The sequence below is a fragment of the Chondromyces crocatus genome, assembly GCF_001189295.1.
Taxonomy (GTDB): Bacteria; Myxococcota_A; Polyangia; order Polyangiales; family Polyangiaceae; genus Chondromyces; species Chondromyces crocatus.
On the sequence record NZ_CP012159.1, the window covers coordinates 1675541 to 1697009 of the forward strand.

Annotated in this window: 13 protein-coding genes; all 13 read left to right on the plus strand. The window is 67.7% G+C overall.

What is annotated here, in order from left to right:
* Positions 1 to 54 precede the first annotated feature (54 nt).
* A complete protein-coding gene (locus CMC5_RS06285) occupies positions 55 to 933 on the plus strand; it encodes a 2-oxo acid dehydrogenase subunit E2 (protein ID WP_050429555.1) in 879 nt (292 codons plus the stop codon).
* Positions 934 to 1060: 127 nt separating this feature from the next.
* Complete coding sequence (locus tag CMC5_RS06290; protein WP_169796463.1) at positions 1061 to 2638, plus strand: serine/threonine protein kinase; 1578 nt, start codon at positions 1061 to 1063, stop codon at positions 2636 to 2638.
* Positions 2639 to 2704: 66 nt separating this feature from the next.
* Positions 2705 to 5389 carry an FG-GAP repeat domain-containing protein gene (locus CMC5_RS06295; protein ID WP_050429557.1) on the plus strand — a complete coding sequence of 895 codons (2685 nt, stop codon included), beginning with the start codon at positions 2705 to 2707 and terminating at the stop codon, positions 5387 to 5389.
* On the plus strand, positions 5386 to 6675 hold the full coding sequence (locus CMC5_RS06300) for a tetratricopeptide repeat protein (protein WP_156338261.1): 1290 nt from the start codon (positions 5386 to 5388) through the stop codon (positions 6673 to 6675). Before CMC5_RS06295 ends, CMC5_RS06300 begins: the two co-directional genes overlap by 4 nt.
* Before the next feature lie 96 nt (positions 6676 to 6771).
* Positions 6772 to 7803, plus strand: a complete 1032-nt coding sequence (locus CMC5_RS06305; RefSeq protein WP_050429559.1) for an AAA family ATPase — start codon at positions 6772 to 6774, stop codon at positions 7801 to 7803.
* On the plus strand, positions 7800 to 9914 hold the full coding sequence (locus tag CMC5_RS06310; RefSeq protein WP_050429560.1) for a hypothetical protein: 2115 nt from the start codon (positions 7800 to 7802) through the stop codon (positions 9912 to 9914). Before CMC5_RS06305 ends, CMC5_RS06310 begins: the two co-directional genes overlap by 4 nt.
* On the plus strand, positions 9911 to 11218 hold the full coding sequence (locus CMC5_RS06315) for an ABC transporter ATP-binding protein (protein WP_050435745.1): 1308 nt from the start codon (positions 9911 to 9913) through the stop codon (positions 11216 to 11218). Before CMC5_RS06310 ends, CMC5_RS06315 begins: the two co-directional genes overlap by 4 nt.
* 59 nt (positions 11219 to 11277) lie before the next feature.
* Positions 11278 to 12897, plus strand: a complete 1620-nt coding sequence (locus tag CMC5_RS06320; RefSeq protein ID WP_156338263.1) for an ABC transporter permease — start codon at positions 11278 to 11280, stop codon at positions 12895 to 12897.
* Between the two features lie 287 nt (positions 12898 to 13184).
* Positions 13185 to 14453 carry a serine/threonine-protein kinase gene (locus tag CMC5_RS06325; RefSeq protein ID WP_050429562.1) on the plus strand — a complete coding sequence of 423 codons (1269 nt, stop codon included), beginning with the start codon at positions 13185 to 13187 and terminating at the stop codon, positions 14451 to 14453.
* A gap of 229 nt (positions 14454 to 14682) precedes the next feature.
* A complete protein-coding gene (locus CMC5_RS06330; protein WP_050429563.1) occupies positions 14683 to 15780 on the plus strand; it encodes a hypothetical protein in 1098 nt (365 codons plus the stop codon).
* Positions 15781 to 15807: 27 nt separating this feature from the next.
* Positions 15808 to 16833, plus strand: coding sequence for a PEGA domain-containing protein (locus CMC5_RS06335; RefSeq protein WP_179955512.1), 1026 nt, complete (start codon positions 15808 to 15810; stop codon positions 16831 to 16833).
* Between the two features lie 103 nt (positions 16834 to 16936).
* Complete coding sequence (locus CMC5_RS06340) at positions 16937 to 18490, plus strand: hypothetical protein (protein WP_050429564.1); 1554 nt, start codon at positions 16937 to 16939, stop codon at positions 18488 to 18490.
* A 622-nt stretch (positions 18491 to 19112) separates the two neighbouring features.
* A complete protein-coding gene (locus tag CMC5_RS48350) occupies positions 19113 to 20579 on the plus strand; it encodes a hypothetical protein (protein ID WP_050429565.1) in 1467 nt (488 codons plus the stop codon).
* The last annotated feature ends 890 nt before the right edge of the window (positions 20580 to 21469 follow it).

The window sequence follows — 21469 nt, forward strand, 5'->3', positions numbered from 1 at the left end:
CGCTTGCGCTGGTCTTCCGACGCCCCGCCGGGCATCATCGCGACGAGGCCAGCCATGTCGAACAAAAAGCCGAAGATGAGCACTCGTCGGAAGCTCGCCATCGCGAGCTGGAGTAGCCCGCGTGAAGGGAACATCTACGGAAAGCTCACGCTCGATGCGACCGAGGCTGTCGCCTACATCGAGCACCTGAGGCGTACCACGGGAGAGAAGGTGACCATCACCCACCTCGTGGGGAAGGCGTGTGGTGAAGCGCTCCGGCAGGAGCCTACCTTGAACGGCTTCATCCGACTCGGCTCGTACATTCCACACGACTCGGTCGACATCTCGTTCCTCGTCGCACTGGAGGAGGGCGGGAACCTCGCCAAGGCCAAGATCAGCCACGTCGACCAGAAATCCGTCGTCGATGTCGCGCGTGAGCTGCGTGAGCTGGCGGGGCGCCTTCACCGAGGCGGTGACGAGGCGTTCAACAAGACGCAGAGTCCGATCCGCGCGCTCCCCACCTGGTTGCTCCGACCACTGCTGTACTCGACCGGTTTGCTCAGCGCCTCGTTCGGGGTCTCGATCCCGGCGCTGGGGCTGGAGGCCTTTCCCTTCGGAGCCTGCATCATCACCAGTGTGGGGATGTTCGGTCTCGACGAGGGGTACGCACCCCCCACGCCGTTCGCGCGCGTTCCTGCCTATGTGCTCGTGGGGGCGCTGCGCGACAGCCCGGCAGTCGTCGACGGACAGCTCACGGTGCGCAAGCAGCTCACCATCACCGCGACCCTGGATCATCGCTTCATCGACGGACACCAGGCTGGCACACTCGCCCGCGTCGTGCGCGAGGCGTTCGAGAATCCCTGGCGACTCGAAGGGCTGCCGGGCCGCCCGGCGGAGGCGAGCGACGCCGCGGTGAAGGCCAACGCACAGCCTGGCGCTGCCAGCACCTGCTGAGCAGGGTGAAGCGCCGCGTGGCGCTGGAGGCGGCAGCCGCCGGAGGTGTAGACTGCCGCCGAGCCTCGTCATGGCGATCTGCCCTCGATGTCACTCGCAGCATTCGGACGCCACGCGCAGCTGTCCCGTGGACGGTGAGACGCTCGTCAGCGACAACACGCTTGGAGGGCAGGGGAGCGAGCTGCAAGCGGGGCACCTGGTCGGCGAGTACAGCATCGAGAGCAAGCTCGGTGAGGGGGGGTTTGGCGTCGTCTACAAGGCGATCCATCCCGTCATCGGCAAGGCTGCGGCCATCAAGGTCCTGAACCCGGAGTGCTCGGCGGACCCGCAGATGGTCGCGCGGTTCGTCGCCGAGGCGCGCGCCGTGAACCAGATCCGCCACAAGGGGATCATCGACATCTTCTCGTTCGGGAGGCTCGATGACGGGCGGCAGTACTACATCATGGAGCTGCTCGATGGCGTCCCGCTCGATGCCTATGTGAAGCGGCGTGGCCGACTTCCTCCGGAAGAGGTGTTGCCGATCCTTCGACAGATCTCCCGCGCGCTGGACGCGGCGCACGGTGCTGGCATCGCGCACCGTGACCTGAAGCCCGAGAACGTCTTCGTCGTCTTCGACGACGAGGGGCTCGTCTCGATCAAGCTGCTCGACTTCGGCATCGCAAAGCTCCTCGGCGATCATGAAGGCGGCCAGAAGACCCGCTCGGGCGCCCTCCTCGGGTCGCCGTTTTACATGTCACCGGAGCAGTGTCGCGGTCGAGGCGTCGACCACCGCACGGACATCTACTCGCTCGGCGTGATGGCCTGCGAGCTGCTCACCGGTCACCTTCCCTTCGAAGGCGAGGACATGATGGACCTGCTCATGAAGCAGGTGAACGCGCCGCCTCCACGGCCGTCGACCTTGTGCAAGGACCTCGCGCAAGAGCTGGATCAGCCGGTGATGCAGATGCTCGCGAAAGCTCCGGGCGCGCGACCCTCGTCCGTGGGAGGCGCCGTCGATGCGCTGGTCGCGGCGGCGCAGTCCGCGGGGCACACCATCCCGGCCACGGCGCTGCGCTCCGAGGTGGTCCGTCCAGTCAGTGATCGGGGAAGTGCATCCGCTCCAGGCGCGCGACACGACATCGGAGCCCAGGAGACCGTCGTGGCACCCGAGGGCGTCTCGGCAGAGACCCGCGGCTCCACACCAAAGACCCTCGTCGTGTCTGCCTCGGGAGCGTTCCCGGCCCCGAGCCACTCGCGGACGCTCGTCCTCGTCGCGCTGGTCTCGCTCACCGTCGGCATCCTGGCCGCACTCGCCTTCTGGACGAGCTCATCGGCCACGTCGTCCTCGGAGATCGCTCATGCCAGCCTCGATCCGTTGCCACCGACTCCGCCGGGGCCGATGGCAACCTCGGCGGCTGGGGGAGAGGAGGTTGCCTCCAAGCCATCGCCCCCTTCCGGGGAGGTCGTGATCGTCGTCCAGGGAAACCCTCCGGACCTCGACATTTCGTTGAACGGTTCCCGGCTCGGTTCCGCCTCGGAGGCGCTCGTCCTCCAGCGCAGCGACGACGAAGTGGAACTCTTGTTCTCCGCGAAAGGCTATCGAACGAGCACGCAGAAGATCTCGCCACGGTCCGACATGGAGCTGGAGGTCAAGCTCGTGAAAGAGACCGCGCCGTCCTCCAAGCCTGTGAAATCCAGGATTCATCGGGATCTTTCTTACGACTGAAGAGCGACGCGGGGTGTCGTACCGCCGTGTCGCTTCGGCTGGTGTGGCACTCTCGAGAGGGCGACCATGCGAACCACCTGCATCGCGGGACTGTTTCTGGGACTGGGGCTGCTCGGCGCGTGCATGTCGCTTCCGGACGTGGACGGAGGGATGTGCGGAAATCGCGTCGTTGAGGCAAGCAATGGTGAGTCCTGTGACAGCGTCAGGGCGGTCAATGGCTTTCAGTGCATCGCGCCAGGCGAACCGTATGAATGCCACTATCGGTGCAAAGATGAAGAGAGCACCCGAGATGGCGGGACAGCGTCGCAGCGATGTCCGGAGGGATATGCCTGCGGCAAGGGCGACGAAGTCTGTCGCTCCCCCGTCGGCCAGTTCGTCGCTCCGGAGCTCGTGGTGGCGAAGGGCGGGACGCAGCTCCTTGCCGCCGATATGGATGGCAATGATACGAAAGATTTGATCTCCGTCGGGGAGGCCGCGACTTCCGTCCACTATCTCGACGATAGCGGGCGGTATCTTTCCTCCGTCGAGGTCCCCTCTTTCCCGTTCAGACCCGCCGTGACGAACCTGGACGGCAAGGGACCCGAAGATCTGATCCTCAACCTGATTGCCGGGATCGGGGCCTTCGAGGGACAGAACGATCGGACGCTCCGGCGCATGCTCTTCGGCTCCTACGCGTTGCCTCCCGAGCTGGGAACGATCTTGCAAGTTCTCGTGGCGGACATCCAGCCAGCGCGTCTGGGTGACGAAAACCTGCTCGTCTTTCAGCACGATGACAAAATCGATCTGCTGAGCATATCGTCTCAACCTTTTACCGGCGTGGCCGTGATCGACGGCTGGACGATCCCGGGGGGGGCGACTGCCAATCTCGGTGAGCCCGTCGCCGCGGCGAAGGTCCGCCCGGGCGATCCATGTGTCCACCTGTTCCTGGCGATTCCGCAGAGCACGACCATCGAGGTATTTCGACCGTGTCCAGCGGCAGGCGTGAGGAGCACCATCCCTCTGCCCGCGAACCGAAGAGTCTGGGGCGAACTCCGCCTCGGAGATGTCGACGGCGACGGCGACGAAGATCTGATCGTGGGGTCGACGGATGCGGGCGGGAATCACGGCTACGAGATTTTCTCGTTCGATGACGGGAATGGCTTCCAGCATCTAAGGTCCATCGAAGTCCGCGAGGAGGCCGCTTGCTCATCACAGAATGGTGGCGCTCGCCTTTATGGGCCGGTGCTCGAGATCGTCGACATCGACGGCGACGGCCGTGTCGATTTGATTGATGGACGAGGCGCCTTGCGCATGACGTCGACCGGTCCGGTTCGTGAGGTGTGTGCTGCCGTTCCTCTCTGGAATCACGTCGTCGCTGGTCGCTTCAACGCCGACCCCTTCCTCGATCTGGCCGTGATCCGCGCGGTGGGTTCAGAGACGACGGTGGACGTGCTCATCGGAACCGGGACGGGCTGGACCAATACGTTCTCGTTTCCGATGGACCGACCCGTTCAGCGGCTCTTCGCGGCCGATCTCGATGGAGACGTCCTTGATGACGTGCTCGTCTGGCAGACGCCAGGGGACTCTCAGCCGGCTCGCCTCTCCGTGCTCTTCGGGCGTGCCGCAGGAGGTCCGGAGCCGCTGACGACGATTGGCGATCTCGACGCCATCCAGCGCATCACGGTAGGACGCTCCTACGGTGCGGATGGCATCAGCGACATCAGCATCGTCTCGGGTTCACCCGGTAGCGTGGCCTTCTCGTTGATCCCCGGAGATCCCAGCCGGCATTTTCTCTCTCCGTTCGTGTTCGAGGAAGAAGGGGCACCGGCAGGCGTGCGCGAGACGCCGGTGCGCATTGCGGGGGGCGAGTTCACCGGGGATGGCTTGGGGGACGTCGCTGTGCTGACGGCGAGGAGTGAAGACGACACCGTGCCGGGCAAGAGGTCCTTCTCCTTGTGGCTCGCCGCGGCGACCCCGAACGCCGGCTTCGTCCGTACGAGGCTGGAGCAAGGGCTCTCCATGCAGGACGGGGCCATCGCGCTTGCCATCGTGGACCTCGATGAGGTCACGGACCCGACGGGCAAGAAGGCAGAAGAGGCGGTGATCTTCTACCGAGGTCCTGACCGAGCCGATCAAGGCAGCGTCACCGATCGTTACATCATCGTCCGATCAGACGACTCAGGCGTTGCACCCATCCCGCAGGAAGTCCACCTCGGTGAGTCTCTGCGCTTGACGCCGGAGAGTCGCGACGTTCCAGCGCCCCTTCGCGTGATCGACGTCGACGGTGATGGGAAGCGTGACATCGCGCTCGCGACCTCGAAGAGCGTCGTCGTCTTCTGGAATGAGGGAAACTCCACCCTGGGGGGGCCAACCGAGTTTTCGCTGGCGCCATCTCTCGACAAGGCCAAGGAGGTGATCGAGGTCATGGACTTCGATTTCATCGAGCTCGATGGAGATCGAGCGCGAGAGCTGGTGATCCTGACCTCGGTGGGGCTCATCCCATTCGACCTCCGGGGAGCGGATGCCAAGGCGATGAAGCAGGGCGAGAGACCATCGACCGTGATGCCTTTCAAGGTCGTGGGGGCGCCGCAGATCTCGATCTCGGACCTGGAGGAAGATGAGGAGGATCAAACGCTCAGCGAGATCCCGGGTGGCCGAGGGGGCCTCGCGTTTCTCTGCGCCGATGTCGATCGTGACGGCCTCGACGACATCGTCGTCGCGAAGCCCGATGGCATCTTCCTGCTTCGCGCAAGGCAACAGGGGGCCCGGTGAGCACATCCTCTCGTTCCCTGGCCCCTCCCGCTGCGGCAGCTTGCGTGGCGCTGTGTTTGACGATGGCCCTCGGCGTCCCCTCGGCGCTCGCCAACGACACGTCCGATCCTGCGTGGGTCTATTTCAATGCAGGCCAGCAGGCTTACGCTGCAGGAAAGTACCCGTACGCCATCCAGGCGTTCCAGCAAGCATTCAAGATCACGGCGCGGCCCGGGCTCGTCTTCTCGATAGCGCAAGCCTATCGCAAGCAATACGTCACGCTGCGCAAGCGACAAGATCTCCAGGAAGCCGTCACCCATTATCGCAAATACCTCTCCCTGGTCCCGGATGGGGGTCGGCGGGCCGATGCCGTGTCCGCGCTCGAGGAGCTGGAGCCTGCCCTCGAGCGCCTCCAGACCCAGCAGGAGGCGGAGGCCCCTTCGCCGGTGCCCGAGGAGACGATGCCCTCCACGAGGCTGATGGTCTCCGCCTCGGTGCGCCAGGCGCGGATCTCGGTCGATGGCGGAGCCCCCTCCGAGATGCCGCTCATGGTCGAGGTGAGCCCGGGCAAGCACACGCTCCGGATCGTGGCCGACGGTTACTTCCCCGAAGAGCGCGAGGTGGTCGCCGCCGAGGGCGGGATCGTGGCGCTGGACATGGCGCTGCGCGAGAAGCCCGCGTTGCTCGACATCGTGGCCAAGGCGGGCTCGCGGGTCACCATCGATGGCCGCCCTGCAGGTGAGCTTCCGTTCGGGCGCCCCATCGAACTGGAGGCGGGGTCGAGGTTCGTCACGGTGACGCGCAATGGCTTCAAGCCTTTCTCCAGCGACCTCCTGCTCGAGCGGGGTGGACAGAAGCAGCTCGTCGCTCGCCTCGAAGTGACCCAGCAGCGCGTGCTCGCCTATGTGCTGCTGGGCGCTGGTGCAGCCACGGCCGGCCTCGGTGCGCTCCTGGCCTTGCGGGCTGCGGAAATCGAGAGCGAAGCGGATGAGATCAACACCCGCCGCGTCAGCGGCTCCATCCAGGCGGCCGAGCTGAATGACTACAATGCCTTGATTCGCGAGCGTAACGAGTTCCGCATCGGGGCCGCCACGACGCTCGGTGCCGCGGCCGCCATCTCTGGCATCGGGGCGCTGCTCTTCGCTTTCGATCCGCCGGGCATGGTCTCCGTCCCCCCGCGCGCGACGCGATCCACACCTCCTGCCCGACCCGAGCCCGGCGACGTCGGCGACAAGGGCGTCGACATCTCGGCCGCGCCTGTGTGGGCGCCTGGTGTCTTCGGCCTGACGGTGCGCGGTCACTTCTAGATCGTCCGGTCATCCTCGTCGAACGCCAGCCCTCGCTTCGCGAGAGAGGCCGGGTCGACGCCCGCCCGTCACCCGGCTATCGTCTGTGCCCACATCATGGCCATAGCATCCGGCGTGGATCTCGAATCCCGACTCGCGGTCGCGCGTGACGCGAGCCGCCGTCTCAAGGACGCGATCGCCCAGGTGATCGTCGGGCAGAGCGAGGTCGTGGAGCAGACGCTCTGGGGGATCCTCGCTGGCGGTCACGTGCTCCTCGAAGGCGCGCCGGGGCTGGGGAAGACGCTCCTCGTCCGCACCATCGCCTCGTGTCTGGACCTCAGGTTCTCGCGCATCCAGTTCACGCCGGACCTCATGCCGAGCGACGTGACCGGCACCAACATCCTGGTCTCGGCGCCGGACGGGTCACGTCACTTCTCGCTGCACAAGGGACCCATCTTCGGACAGGTGATCCTGGCCGACGAGATCAACCGCGCCACACCGAAGACGCAGAGCGCCTTGCTCGAAGCGATGCAGGAACATGCCTGCACCATCGCGGGCGTGCGCCACGTCATGGAGCAGCCCTTCTTCGTGCTCGCCACCGAGAACCCGATCGAGATGGAAGGGACCTACCCCCTGCCCGAGGCCCAGCTCGACAGGTTCCTGCTCAAGGTGATGGTCCCGAGCCCGACCGAGGACGAGATGACGGAGATCCTCGTCCGCACCACGGGGCACGCGCTGGAGTCGCCCTCGCGCGTGCTCACCCGCGAAGAGATCCTCGACCTGCGCTCGCTCTGTCGTGACGTGGCGGTGGCCGAGCCCGTCATGCGTTACGCCTCGCGCCTCGTCCGCGCCACCGACCCGCAGGAGCGCGGAGCGCCGGACATCACGCGGCGCGCCCTTCGGTACGGGGCGGGTGTGCGAGGCGCGCAGTCTCTGGTCCTCGGCGCGAAGGCGGTCGCGTTGCTGGAGGGAAGAGCGCACGTCGCCTTTGCGGACGTGCAGCGGGTCGCGTTGCCCGTCCTGCGCCACCGCCTGATCCGGTCCTTCGAGGGCGAGGCGGACGGCATCACCACCGATCAGGTCGTCTCCGCCGTCATCGAGGCGATCCCGACCCGGCCGGCGTCGGTGGACGAGGCGATCAAACGATGACCCTCCGCCACGGCCTGAGGATCCACGGCCTCGGGATCGCAGCGCTCACCGCCACCCTCGTCGCCGCCGGGACAGCGGAGGCGCAGACGCCAGCGACGTCGGGCGCCGCCAAAGCGTCCAGCGTCGTGGCAGAGGCCCATCCAGCGATCTCTCTGGGAGCCGGTGTGTCCGGCGGCTGGAACCAGATCCTGGTGCGCGTCCAGAACCAGGGCCAGCAGCCGGCTCGGGGTCAGGTCGCGGTCTCGGCGCATCCCTACAGCGGCGACCCCTCCTTCGAGGCCTCTGCACCCTACAGCGTCGGACCAGGCGCCTCGGTGCATGTTCGCGTCCCCGTGCTCGCGGGAACGTATGGCGACGTCCAGGTCCGCGTGGGGGACGACAAGGGCGAAGAGCTTCTGAGGCAGAGCTTCACCTCCAGCACGCTCTCCTCGGTGGTGCTCTTCGACATCGAGCCCGTATCCAGGTTGCGCACGGTGCTCAACGAGTCCCCCATCTCCCTCACCTCCGCCGGTTCGTCGGGGGGTGGCAGGGCCCCGACCGCCAGCACCAGCTTGCTCGTGAGCCAGCCGCATGTGGATCCCGCGACGGGGGATCCGATGCTGCCCGATCGGCCGGCACTCTATGCAGCCGTGGATGTCGTGCTGATCCGCTCCGACACTCTCGCCAGGTTGCACGGCGCGGAACTCGACGCCCTCGCGGGGTTCGTCCTTGCCGGTGGGACGATCGCCTTGACGGTGACGCGGCCGGAGGATCTCCGCAGCGCGACCTTGATCTCCCTCGTGGGCGGGGAAGTGTCGCCAGCGTCTAGGTCGCCGGAGCTCGCGCAAGAGATCCCACCTCCCTTGCCACCCAGCAGCGCTGCAAGCCGCTCGCTCCCACCGGCCCCGACGCCGACCCCAGCGGTCGCCGAGGCGCTACGGGGATGGCAGGGCGGCAACCTGCGGCCCTCCCCTTACGGCAACGCTTCGACCTACGGCCTGGGCGAAGTGCACCTGCTCGCCTTCGACCCGGGCCATGCCGAGGCGCTCTCGGATCCGTGGATCCACCTGCGCATGATCGATCTCGCCCGTCGCGCCCACGATCGACGAACCTCCGTGGTTTTCCGCCAGGGAGCCGAGCAGACCCACACGGACATGAAGCGCGTGCGCCAGCAGCTCGATCCCAACGAGAGCACGCGCTGGGCCCTCGGCCTGTCGGTACTTCTGCTCGGCATCTACGCGATCGTCGCCGGACCGATGAACTTCATGCGCGCCGCGAAGAAGCAGCAGCCGCTCCGCGCGCTCTGGCATCTGCCCATCTATGCTGCCGTGACCTTCGGACTCATCCTGGCCATCGGTGTCGCCGCGAAAGGCGTCGTGGGTCGGGCGCGGCACCTCACCTTGGTCGAAGCGGGGGCCGGCATGACCCAGGGCACGGCCCGCCGCTTCCGAGGCTTCTTCACCGCCGAGAGCAAGGGCCTGACCGTACGCACCACGGACGCGAGCAGCGTGATGGGCATCGCGGTCAACGCCGAGCTTGCCGAGAGGCGCGAAAAGCTCGTGGTGGACCGGGACGGCGCGCGCCTCGTCGACGTGGTCGCGCTGCCCTGGCAGACGGTGGTGGTCCGGGAAGACGGCTTCTCCTCGCTCGGAGAAGGCATCTCGATCCTGCCGGTGCCTGGCGGTGGAGCCACCGTGACCAACCGCAGCGGCCGCGACATGCGGGCGGTGCTGCTCTGGCTCCCTGACGGCATGCCCACCGCATGGTACTTCGACAAGATCGAGGACGGCGCTCAGGTCGCCTCGTCGGCGGGCACGGATCTGCGCAGCTCCAAGCAAGGACTCGCGTGGCTCACCATCATGCGTCACGGGAGGCGCTCGGGCATCATGGACCTCCACGACCTCAACGCGACGCAGCTCGCCCCCATCCTCGACGTCGCCGCCCCTCGCCTGAGCGAAGCCTGGCGCGCCCTGGAAAACGCCGCGCCCGGCCAGGTCGACTGGTTCCCCACGGGGGTTCCCACGCTCCTCGCCCAGCTCGATGGAGGCGAAGGACGCAGCAGCGACACGGGCCTGCGCCTGGAGAGCGATCGGCTGCTGGTGCGGGTCGTGGGATGGGGAGGTCGGCCATGAGCGAGCCCGTGGGACCGACGGTGGAGGGGGGCGCCCCGGTGGCGCAGGCGCCCGCGCAAGCGTCTCGGCCCCGACCCGCGATCCGCGTGCGGCACCTGTGGCACCGGTTCGGCACCTTCGACGTCCTGAGGGACGTCACCTTCGACGTGGCCGAGGGCGAGATCTTCGGCTTCATCGGCCCGAACGGCGCTGGCAAGACCACCACCATCCGGGTGATGACGACCCTGCTCGAACCCATGGCAGGGCGCGTGGAAGTGGACGGCATCGACGTCTCCCTCAATCCGTACGCCGTGCGTCGCCTCATCGGCTACATGCCCGATCACGCCGGCGTCTACGACCGGGTCACGGTGCGGGAGTACCTGGAGTTCTTCGCCGACGCCTTCCGCGTTCCCTCCGCCGACGTGGTCGACGCGGTCCTCGAACTCACCGAGCTACGGAGGATCCAGGACCGCGTCGTGGCCACGATGTCCAAGGGCATGAAGCAACGCCTGCAACTCGGGCGCATCCTGCTCCACGACCCGAAGGTGCTCATCCTCGACGAGCCGGCCAGCGATCTCGACCCGCGCGCACGGATCGAGATCCGCGACCTCCTGCTCGAGCTGCGCAGCCTGGGCAAGACGGTCTTCCTCTCCTCGCACATCCTCACCGAGCTGAGCGACGTCTGCACCTCGATCGGCATCCTCGAGCGAGGCCGCCTCGTCGTGGCAGGTCCCATCGGCGAGATCGGCGCTCGGCTCGAGGCCATCCGCGCTGCCCAGGCCATCGGACACCACCCGCCGCCGAACGCCCCCCATGGCCACGCCCCCCATGGCCGCGCCCCCCATGGCCACGCCCCCCATGGCCACGCCCCCTACGGCCACCTGCCACCAGGACACGCTCCACCCGCGCCCTACCCCGCGGTGAACGGCGCGCCGCCTCCAGCGTACCCTGGCGCTCCAGGCCAGACGCCTCCACCAGGACCGTCCATGGTCCCCGGCCACGCCGCCGTGCCAGGCCACGCCGTCGTACCAGGCCATCCACCCGCGCCTGGTGTCCCCCTCCCCGTCGCCATCCGGCGCAAGGTGAAGGTCAAGGTGCTGGGCGACGCCATCCGCGCCGCGTACTTCCTTCGAGGCGGACCCGGCATCATCGAGGTCGAGGTGATCGCCGGCCTGGTGCACGTCACCTTCGAGGGCGGTGAGGTGAAGATCGCCGAGATCGTGCAGCACCTCGTGAGGAACGGCGTGGGCGTCGTCGGTGTCGAACCCGAGAGAAACGAGCTCGAGCGGATCTTCCTGGAGGTCACGCGGGGAGAGGTACAGTGAGCGCGCAGACGGGAACTCCGACGATCAGCGGACCTGCATCGACCGGGTGGCTTTCGCGGGTGCGGTTCTGGCTTCACCAGCTCCGACACGCGCCGAACCCCATCTGGCTCCGCGAGATGAAGCAGTCCGTGCGGCTCACGAGAACGCCGGTCTTCATGACCGTGCTCACCGTCGTGCTCACGCTGCTCATCGCCTTCATCGGAGGTGTCGCGTCGACCGAAACCTCTCCGGCGAAGACGGGCGTGGTGCTGTTCCACGTCTTCTTCTCTCTGGCGTACTTGATCGTCACCCTCGTCGGTCCGGCCGTGGCCGCGAACAGCATTGCCGCGGAGCGTGAAGGGAGGACGTGGGAAGCCGTGGTCCTCACGGGCATCCCCCCTGCCGACATCGCGCGGGGCAAATTCCTTGCCGCCTACACCTCGATGGGCATGTACATCGTGATGATGGCGCCCGTCGGCGCGCTGCTCTTCCTGTTCGGCGGCGTGACCGCGCTCGAGGTGATCGTCGCCTTCGCGCTCCTCTTCCTGATCGCGCTGGTCAGCGTCGCCCTCGGCCTGGCGATCAGCTCGCAGATGAGCAACCTCAGAGGGGCGATCCTGCTCACCCTGTTCTGCGCCGCCTGTCTCGCCAGCGCCGCGTTCGTCATGGGAGGACCCTTGCTCTCGGTGGCGGTTCACGAAGTCTGGCCTGGCATCATTCGCGGCGCACCCATCTGGTTGCCTGCCGCGTACGAGCGAGCGACCTTCGGACTGTCCTACGTCCTCTTCCTCATCGTCCTGCCGTTTCTGGCCATCGCGCTGCCTGCCTGGTTTCTCTACGAGGTCACCATCGCGAACCTCAGTGACCCGAGCGACGATCGCTCCTCGGGCGTGAAGCGCTGGTTTCTGGTCGCCATGCCTCTCTTGACCGCGACGGCCGCCCTCCCGGTCTCGATCGTCGACGTTCATGATCGCGTCCCGGCGCACTTCATCTCCATGGGCGCCATGGTGGTGTTCTTGAGCTGGGCCACCTTCCTCTTCGCCAGCGAGCCCATCGGCCCTTCGCGGCGGGTCCTCGCTGACTGGGAGCGGTCCCGCGCAAGCGCATTCCGGCGCTACCTCGGGCCCGGGGTGGAGCGCACCGCCTTTCTCCTCGCCTCCTTGGGCATCATCGCGCTGCTCATGCTCACCGCGCTCGGCCTCATCGTGCTGAACGATCCGGCGATCACCAGCCACGAGCATCACCTCCAGCGGCTCGTGTGCTTCGCCAGCTATGCCATCTCGTTCTATCTCTTCATGGTCGGCCTGGCCGCCTTCTTGAGAGCGCGCTCGACCACCACGATCGTTGTCAGGCTCATGCTCTTCTCGCTGCTGTTCGGCATCGCGGTCGGCCCCTGGATCTTCGTGGCGATCGCAAGTGTGATCTCCGAAGCACGTGGCGATCTGACCGGCGCGATGGCTGTCGGAGCCCCCTCACCGTTCTACGTCTTCCTGATGATGGCCAGGGTTGGAGAGGCCGACAGCGAGATCCTCATGATGGCCGGTGCGGCAGCGATGCTTGGGTGGGTGACACTCGGCCTCGCGCTGCTCGTGGGAGCGCGCGCTCGGTGCAGGCAGCTGCTGACGGCGCAAGCCGCGATCGTGGCGCAGACGGATGAGATTGTCCGCGCCGAAGACGAGCAACTCTCCGCAGCCCCCTGACCGAACACCTCCACCCTCCGCCTCGCAACAGCGCTCGGCCTCGTATCAAGGCTTGGCGCACCGCCCGACCAGCAGGACGTACGCGACGACATCCCGGGATTCGCGCGGTGATGCGCAGGGAAACGAACAGAACTGAGAATCCAGGACACCTGTCCGGAATGCGCATCTCATCCACCTGCACGGAGGAGACGCAGCTACCGGACCCGCGAAACTTGGGCAACCCACATCGTCCGTGAGAAGCACCTCGATCACCGTTGCGACACGACGCAACCGGGCGAGGGGCCACGATGAACGACGGCGATCGGCGTGGGGTCAGCGACACGTTACTCTGGGGGACACCCTATCGTGTCCATCGGTGGCTCGGGCGCGGTGGCTCGGGCGACGTCTTCGAAGCCGAGCATCAGCACCTCGCCAGGTCGGTGGTGGTGAAGGTCCTCCACCCCGACCTGTGCCGTGAGCCACGCGGCATGGAGCGCATGCGCCTCGAAGCCCAGGTACTCGCGCGCCTCTCCCACCCGAACCTGGTTGCGGTGCGCGACTTCGGCGTGACCGCCGAAGGGCGGGCCTACCTGGTGATGGAGCGCCTCCGCGGCCGTACCTTCGACGACGAGCTCCGAGCGCGCGGCAAGCTTCCTGTCCAGGAGGCCATCTCCTACGTGGTGCAAGCCCTGACGGGGCTCGCTGCCGTGCACGCCGTCGGCATCGTGCATCGCGACGTCAAGCTCGAGAACCTCTTCGTCTGCGAGCCCGACGCGACGGGGCATCGGGTGGTGAAGCTCCTCGACTTCGGCGCCATCAAGCTGCTGTCACCCTCCCTTCCGATCGCTGCCGCCTTCGCGACGGCGCAAGGCGTCTTGCTCGGATCCCCCCGCTACCTCGCCCCCGAGCAGCTCACGACCGGCATCGTGGATGCGCGCGCCGACCTGTACGCGATGGGCATTGCGCTCTATGCCCTCCTGACCGGACGAGGACCGTTCGCGCCTGCACAGCGCCTCACCGACATCCTCCACGCCCACACCAGTGAAGTGCCAGCGCCCCCCTCGCGGTGGGCGCCCGAGATCCCTCCCTACCTGGATCACCTCGTCCTGCAGGCCCTCGAAAAAGATCCAGCACACAGGTTCTCCAGCGCCGCCGCCTTCGCCACTGCGCTCACCCAGGCAGCGACGGCGATGGCGACCCCGCATCCTGTCCCCGCCGCGTCCCGCGCTTCCTCGCTGCCTGGCGCGCTCAACCCCCTCGTCGTGTGCGCCTCCAGGCCCTCCCTCCTCGCTGGGGTGGCCTCCGACAGGTCGTCGTCACCTGCTGCAAGCGCGTCTTACGAGAGCCCCTCACGCCCTGTCGACCCACTCCCGTCGCTCGCTCCAGGACACGCACACCAGGCACCCGTGACCCGCTGGGCCGTGACCGAACCCCTCGATCCTCGCCATGTGCTGGCGGCTGCGTGGCCAGGGCTCCAGCCACCCCAGCGACGACACGGACGACGCCTGGGTTTCTGGGCGATGGGCTCTGCGCTGCTCGGCTTCGCCGTCGCGATGCTGCTCCACACCTGGCACTGAGCCACCGGACGGCGAAACGCAGACCACCATCACGCAGAACGGACAAGCTGAGCTACGCCCCCGCGAGCATCCGAGATACCATGACGAGCATGGCTGGGTCGGTCCGCGTCGATGGTCAAAAGCCTGAGCATGCCGGCAAGGTGGGCTATCCTGCGGAGAGCCGGGTCTCAGACGGAGACCTGACGCGGCCAGAGTTCAGCAGCAGCGACACGCCGCACAGGGAGCAGGCATGACCACGACGAAAAGAGACGAGCTGGATGGCCTGCCTGCGGATCCCCCTCGGGCGTCCACGCACGACGACGACGGCCAGCTCGTGGAGTGGACGGGACCGCTGCCCGCCAACCGCCGTCGAAAGCAAGACCGCGAAGCAGGTCCCAGCGAGAAGCACATCTACGTGCCTCCGGTGACGCTGCCGCCCACCAAGGGCCCCTCTGCGGTCGACCAGCAGAAGATCCTGGTCGCTCCCTCCGTGCTGAAGCCCGCCGACAACTCGCGCAACCAGCCCACCATCCGGAAGCTCCCCAGCGCCATCGGCCCTGAGCTGATTCCAGGTGGGGCACAAGGACCGGCCAGCGGTGATGCCGCAGCGCAGACGTTGAAGACCGGCGCGCAACCCACGACCGTCCAGGTCCGCGCAGCGCAACCCCAGGCCGCAGCGCAGCCCCAGGCGGCCGCAGCGCAGCCCCAGGCTGCCGCGCCACCTGCTGGTGCGAAGACCGTGGTCGGAAAGACCGAGCCTGGCGCGAGCCCCTGGGCCAAGGGCGGACTCCCTGCCGTCGACCGCCAGGCCTTGCCCTCGGCCCAGCTCCTCGCCACCTCGGCCACCAGCGCGGCTGCTGCGCAAGCCAAGACGGAGAAGCCGCGCCCCTGGACGGGCGTCTTCGTCGGTGTGCTCGTCACCGCCGCCGCTGCCGTCGGCGTCTGGTTCCTCGTCGCCTGGCCCGAGCCATCCGGAGGCCCGAGCACACCCATCCGTGTCGTTCCCACGGCCGCCCCCACGCTGGACCCTGCGACCCTCGCCGCGGGCACCCGCAACACCGAGCCACCCCCGCTCACGCCCACCGACACGCCTCCGCCGCCGGCACCCCAGCTACCCCCGCAATCGCCCATCGAGGCGAAGCCCACGAACAACGAGCCCGCGCAGGGGACCCCCTCCGAAGCCGCCACCGCCGCGACGCCTCGACCCCCGGTCACCTCGCGGCCGCCGACGGCGACCACCACCAAACCTCCCGCGGCCACCACCGCGAAGGACCCGGCGCCTGCACCGACACCGGCTCCTGCTCCCACACCGACCGCCACGACGACAGCTCCGCCTCGACCGTTCTGACGTTCGCCACTACCCTGCGAGCCCGCGATGCGATCCCGAAGCTTGATCTCCTTGGGCCTCTTGCTGTTCACCGCCATCGCTGCGCCCCGCTCCGCTTTGGCGGGCAAACCGCAGGCTGGCCCAGACGCACCCGCACCTCCTCCCGCGGCCGCTCCAGCCCCTGCGACGCCAGCCGCTGCACCTGCTGCCGCGCCAGAGGCCGCAGCGCCGGCTCCCCCTGCGGGCGCGAACGATCCGAACGCGCGTGCCGCGCAGCTCTACCAGGAAGGCAACGAGTTCTACGATCAGGGCAAGTACGCCGAGGCCGAGGTGAAGTACCAGGCCGCCTGGGACCTCGCGCAGAGCTTCGACGTCGCCGGCAACCTCGGCAACACCGAGATGCTCACCGGTCAGTACCGTGACGCTGCCGAGCACCTCACCTACGCCCTCAAGACCTTCCCCCTCGGCGGCACCCCGCAGAAGCGCAAGTTCCTCGAAGACCTCCTGGACAAGGCCAAAGCGCAGATCGGCACCTTGCAGATCGCCGTGAACCTGAACGGCGCCGAGGTCCGCCTCGACGGCAAGCGCATCGGCGAGTCCCCCATCCTCGGCGAGCTGTTCGTCGCCCCGGGCGAGCGCGAGATCGAGGTGCGGCGTGGCACCCTGCAGGTCAAGCGCTCCATCCTCGTCGCCAAGGGCTCGTCGCAGCGCGTCGCCGTGCAGCTGGAGTCAGGCCCTCGCAAGGAGATCCTCATCACCGGCGGTGCCGTCGGCGCAGCCGGCATCGGCCTGGGCGTCGTGTTCGCGATCCTCTCCAGCGGCAAAGGCTCCGACGCCGCCGCCGAGCCGATGGGATCTCCGGTGCGCGCTGGCCTGCGCGACGATCAGACCGTCTTCGGCAACGTCTCCTTCTGGAGCTTCGTCGGCGGCGGCCTCGCCCTCGCCGGCACCGGCGTGTACTGGCTCATCGCCGCCAGCGAACCGGCCCCCACCACGACCCCGGTCCGAGGTCTCCGCGCAACACCGATCGTGACCGGTCAAGGCGGAGGCCTCATGCTGGGTGGGAGTTTCTAGTGCGACTCACAGTGAGCGAACCAGGTTCTTGTCTTTGGTTTCTGCGGAGGATCGGATGATGCGTCGCGTACGTTGGGCAACCCGAACGGTCGCACTTCTCAGCATGGCCGCCAGCGCGCAGGCGATGGGCTGCTTCCCGCTCGACTTCAGCGAGGGAGACGTCGGCGGAACGGGTGGTGGCGGGGCGGGTGGCTACGAGCCGCCCGCCTGCCCCGGGGACCCGGTCACCGACCCGGCGCTGGTGCGGGACGACTGCGGCACGTTCGTGAGCGCGAGCGCAGCGGACGGGGGTGATGGGACGAAGGCGAAGCCGTTCAAGAGCCTCGCAGAGGCCGCGACGAAGGGGGCAAAGCGGATCTACGCCTGCGCGGAGAGCTACTCGGCCGGAGCTGAGACCGTGATGTTCACGGGTGGCGTCGATATCTTCGCAGGCTTCACCGACTGCGGTGCAACGGGCGCGTGGACGTGGGCAGAGGGGTCGAAGGCGACGCTGAGCGGTCCGGCTGACCTCGTGGCGCTGACGCTGAACGGCGGCGATTATCTGGTGCGGAACCTGAACGTGACGGCGGCGAACGCGCAGGCGCCTGGTGGCTCGTCGATCGCGGTGGTGGTGACCGGGGGGACGCTCCATGCCTTGAACAGTGAGTTCCGGGGCGGCAATGCGCAGAATGGGGCCGACGGAGCACCTCAAGCCGATGATCCGGACCTGGACGGTAACGATGGCGGTGCTGGTTCTGGCGTCTGTCTGAGCGCAGCCGAGAATCCGGGCGCCGTGGCGCCCGTCAAGGTGTGCACGGATGCCCCCTCGTCGACGGGAGGGAAAGGTGGAGATGGCGGTGTGCTCGTGGGTGGCGCACCGCAAGTGGCGGGCAGTGGTGAGGACGGCCTCCCGGAGCCGGTCGATCCCGACCCCCCCAACCTCGGAGACGGGGGCGTGGGTGAGGGCGTCAACGGCGCCTCGTCATGTCGGAACGGGGAACCGGGCGCAGATGGTGAATCCGGCACGAATGGCGGCGGCGTCTCGGGCCGTGGCTCCGTGTCGCTGACGGGCTACACGGGGGTGGACGGCGCTTCCGGGCTCGGGGGTCAACCCGGCCATGGTGGCGGTGGTGGTGGCGCTGCTCGCGGTGCACAAAACATTACGTGCAATGGTGTGACCATCTCCCGGGTCGGGTCGAGTGGCGGTGCAGGCGGTACGGGAGGATGCGGCGGTGCAGGGGGCCATGGCGGCAAGGCGGGTGGCTCGAGCATCGCCCTGCTCGTGCTCGACGCGACGGTGACGCTGGAAGGCACGACCGTCACTGCCGGACGGGCGGGTCATGGAGGCAAAGGGGGGGAGGGGCAGCGGGGTGGCCAACCTGGGCAGGGTGGCGGCAATGGAGCAGGCCAAGGGGCTGCCCGCCAGAGCTGCCGTGGTGGAGATGGGGGTCTTGGCGGTCGTGGGGGGCACGGTGGCGGCGGGACCGGCGGTCACGCGCTGGGCATTGCCGTAGATGGCGACGCGAGCGTCACGGGCGCGACCTTCGTGATGGATGCTGCGGTCGCTGGGGATGGGGGGCTCGGCGCTGGCACTGCTCCGGACAACGGGAGCGACGGCGCAGGCGGGCAAGTCCAGAACTGCTGGGACTTCGGCAAAGACAGCGCCTGCAGCGGGTAGCATTCGCTCCTGCTGTTTGGCTCAGGCCTCTCTCCCGAGAGGCCGAGCGCACCCCTTTCGCAGGACACCACCAGCCCCGAGCCACACGCTCTCGGTGCGAGAGCATGCCATGCACACGGGGAGCTGGAGGGCCCGGCGGTGGCGGCCGTGGAGGGGACTCTCTTGGCATCGCTGAACCCCTCCTGGCCTGACCTGGAGGCCCAGAGACTGGCTCAGGCGATCACGACGCCCAAGTCTGGCCAAGCGTCCCACGGTGTGCTCCTGCGCTGCCACGCGACGTTTGCTTTCCCTCCCTGTGTGTGAGCGAGGCAGGTAGGACGAGGGAGAAACGGTTCGAGCGCTTCGATGAGGCCGCGTCGTTGAGGGTGACGCGGCTCTGCACCTGCCTGCATCTCCATCCATTGCGCAGGGATGCGGCTGCGGGTCCAGGCCTGTTTCCTGGATGTCTCTTCGTCCACGATTCCAGATAGCGTGAGTTCGCATGAGGCTCTCCTGGCTACGCCGCTGCTGCGCGGCTGCTCTCTTGATCCCTCTGCTCAGCGTGGAAGGTGCATGCGCTGTCCTGGCCGGTCTGGACGACTTCTCGATTCAGGAAATTGGCTCTGGGGCCGGTGGATCGGGGATGTCTGAGCCTCCGGTGTGTCCTGGTGATCCTGTCACCGACCCGGCGCTGGTGCGGGACGACTGCGGCACGTTCGTGAGCGCGAGCGCAGCGGACGGGGGTGATGGGACGAAGGCGAAGCCGTTCAAGAGCCTCGCAGAGGCCGCGACGAAGGGGGCGAAGCGGATCTACGCCTGCGCGGAGACCTACCCGGCGGGAACTGCGACGGTGAAGTTCACGGGCGGCGCCGAGATCTTTGCAGGCTTCACCGACTGCGGTGCGACGGGCGCGTGGACGTGGGGGGAGGGCTCGAAGGCGACGCTGAGCGGTCCGGCGGACCTCGTGGCGCTGAGGCTGGATGGCGGCGACTACGTGGTGCGGAACCTGAACGTGACGGCGGCGAACGCGCAGGCGCCTGGTGGCTCGTCGATCGCGGTGGCGGTGACCGGGGGAATGCTCAATGCCTTGAACAGTGAGTTCCGGGGCGGCAATGCGCAGAATGGGGCCGACGGAGCACCTCGAGCCGATGATCCGGACCTGGACGGTAACGATGGCGGTGCCGGTACTGGCGTCTGTCTGAGCGGAGCCGAGAATCCGGGCGCCGTGGCGCCCGTCAAGGTGTGCACGGATGCCCCCTCGTCGACCGGAGGGAAAGGTGGAGATGGCGGTGTGCTCATGAGTGGCGTACCGCAAGCGGCGGGCAGTGGTGAGGACGGCCTCCCGGAGCCGGTCGATCCCGACCCCCCCAACCTCGGAGACGGGGGCGTGGGTGAGGGCGTCAACGGCGCTTCGATATGTCGGAACGGGGAACCGGGCGCAGAAGGTGGAGCCGGCACGAATGGCGGCGGCGTCTCGGGCCGTGGCTCCGTGTCGCTGATGGGCTACACGGGGGTGGACGGCGCTCCTGGGCTCAGGGGTCAAACCGGCCACGGTGGCGGTGGTGGTGGCGCTGCTCGCGGTGCACAAAACATTACGTGCAATGGTGTGACCATCCCCCGGGTCGGGTCGAGTGGTGGTGCAGGCGGTACGGGAGGATGCGGCGGTGCAGGTGGCCATGGCGGCAAGGCGGGTGGCTCGAGCATCGCCCTGCTCGTGCTCGACGCGACGGTGACGCTGGAAGGCACGACCGTCACTGCCGGACGGGCGGGTCATGGAGGCAAAGGGGGGGAGGGCCAGGGAGGTGGACAGCCTGGGCTGGGTGGTGGCAATGGAGCAGGCCAAGGGGCTGCCCGGCAGAGCTGCCGCGGTGGCGAAGGGGGTCGCGGTGGTCGTGGGGGGCACGGTGGCGGCGGGACCGGCGGTCACGCGCTGGGCATTGCCGTGGCTGGCGACGCGAGCGTCACGGGCGCGACCTTCGTGATGGATGCTGCGGTCGCTGGGGATGGGGGGCTCGGCGCTGGCACTGCTCCGGACAACGGGGGCGACGGCGCAGGCGGGCAAGTCCAGAACTGCTGGGACTTCGGCAAAGACAGCGCCTGCAGCGGGTAGCATTCGCTCCTGCTGTTTGGCTCAGGCCTCTCTCCCGAGAGGCCGAGCGCACCCCTTTCGCAGGAGTCGAGTTCGCTACTGCTTTCCGAATTCGGTCGATCCCTCGAACGACTGGCATCGCTTCCCTGCTGAAATCATCGAGCGAAACGCTCCCGAGACCAGACACTGCTGGATAGCGGCTGCCCTGGCATTCGCGCGCCTCTCGACACCTTGATCCAGGTATGCGGCTGCGGGTCCAGGCCTGTTCCCTGGATGTCTCGGTGTCGGCGATTCCAGCTACTGTGAGTTCGCATGAGGACCTCCATGCCACGCCATGGCTGCGCTGCCGCTCTCCTCCTCCCTGTGCTCAGCCTGGGAGGTGCTTGCAAGGACAGGTCCTGGGACCTGTCGGAGGAAGTTCGAGAATGGACCGGGAGAGGTTCTGGGATCCGTCGAAAGAGGTCCGGTACCGACCGGGAGAGGTTCTGGGACCTGTCGTGGGGGAAGTCTCGAACCGACGAAGAGAGGTCAGAGGATCTGTCGGCGGAGGTTCGGGAACCGACCTGGAGAGATGGGGGAGTCTGTCGAGGAGGGTCGGGAACCGATCCAGAGAGGTCCGGTACCGACCGGGAGAGGTTCTGGGACCTGTCGAAGGAAGGTCCAGAAGTGACAGGGAAAGGCGCCGGGATTGGACGGCGGAAGGCCTGGGAGCGACCAGGAAAGGCCGCTGGAATCCAGCCGAGGGAACCGGAAAAGGCTGTCGAAACGGCTGTGGGAGCTGCCTCGCTCGTCCGGAAGACGCTGCCTCGCTCGTCCGGATATGGAGGGCATCCTGCGGACTGCGACGCTCCCCGACCCCACGCCTCGGTCCGTCGACTCTGAAACTCGACCCGTCGAGTCAGCGCAACGGA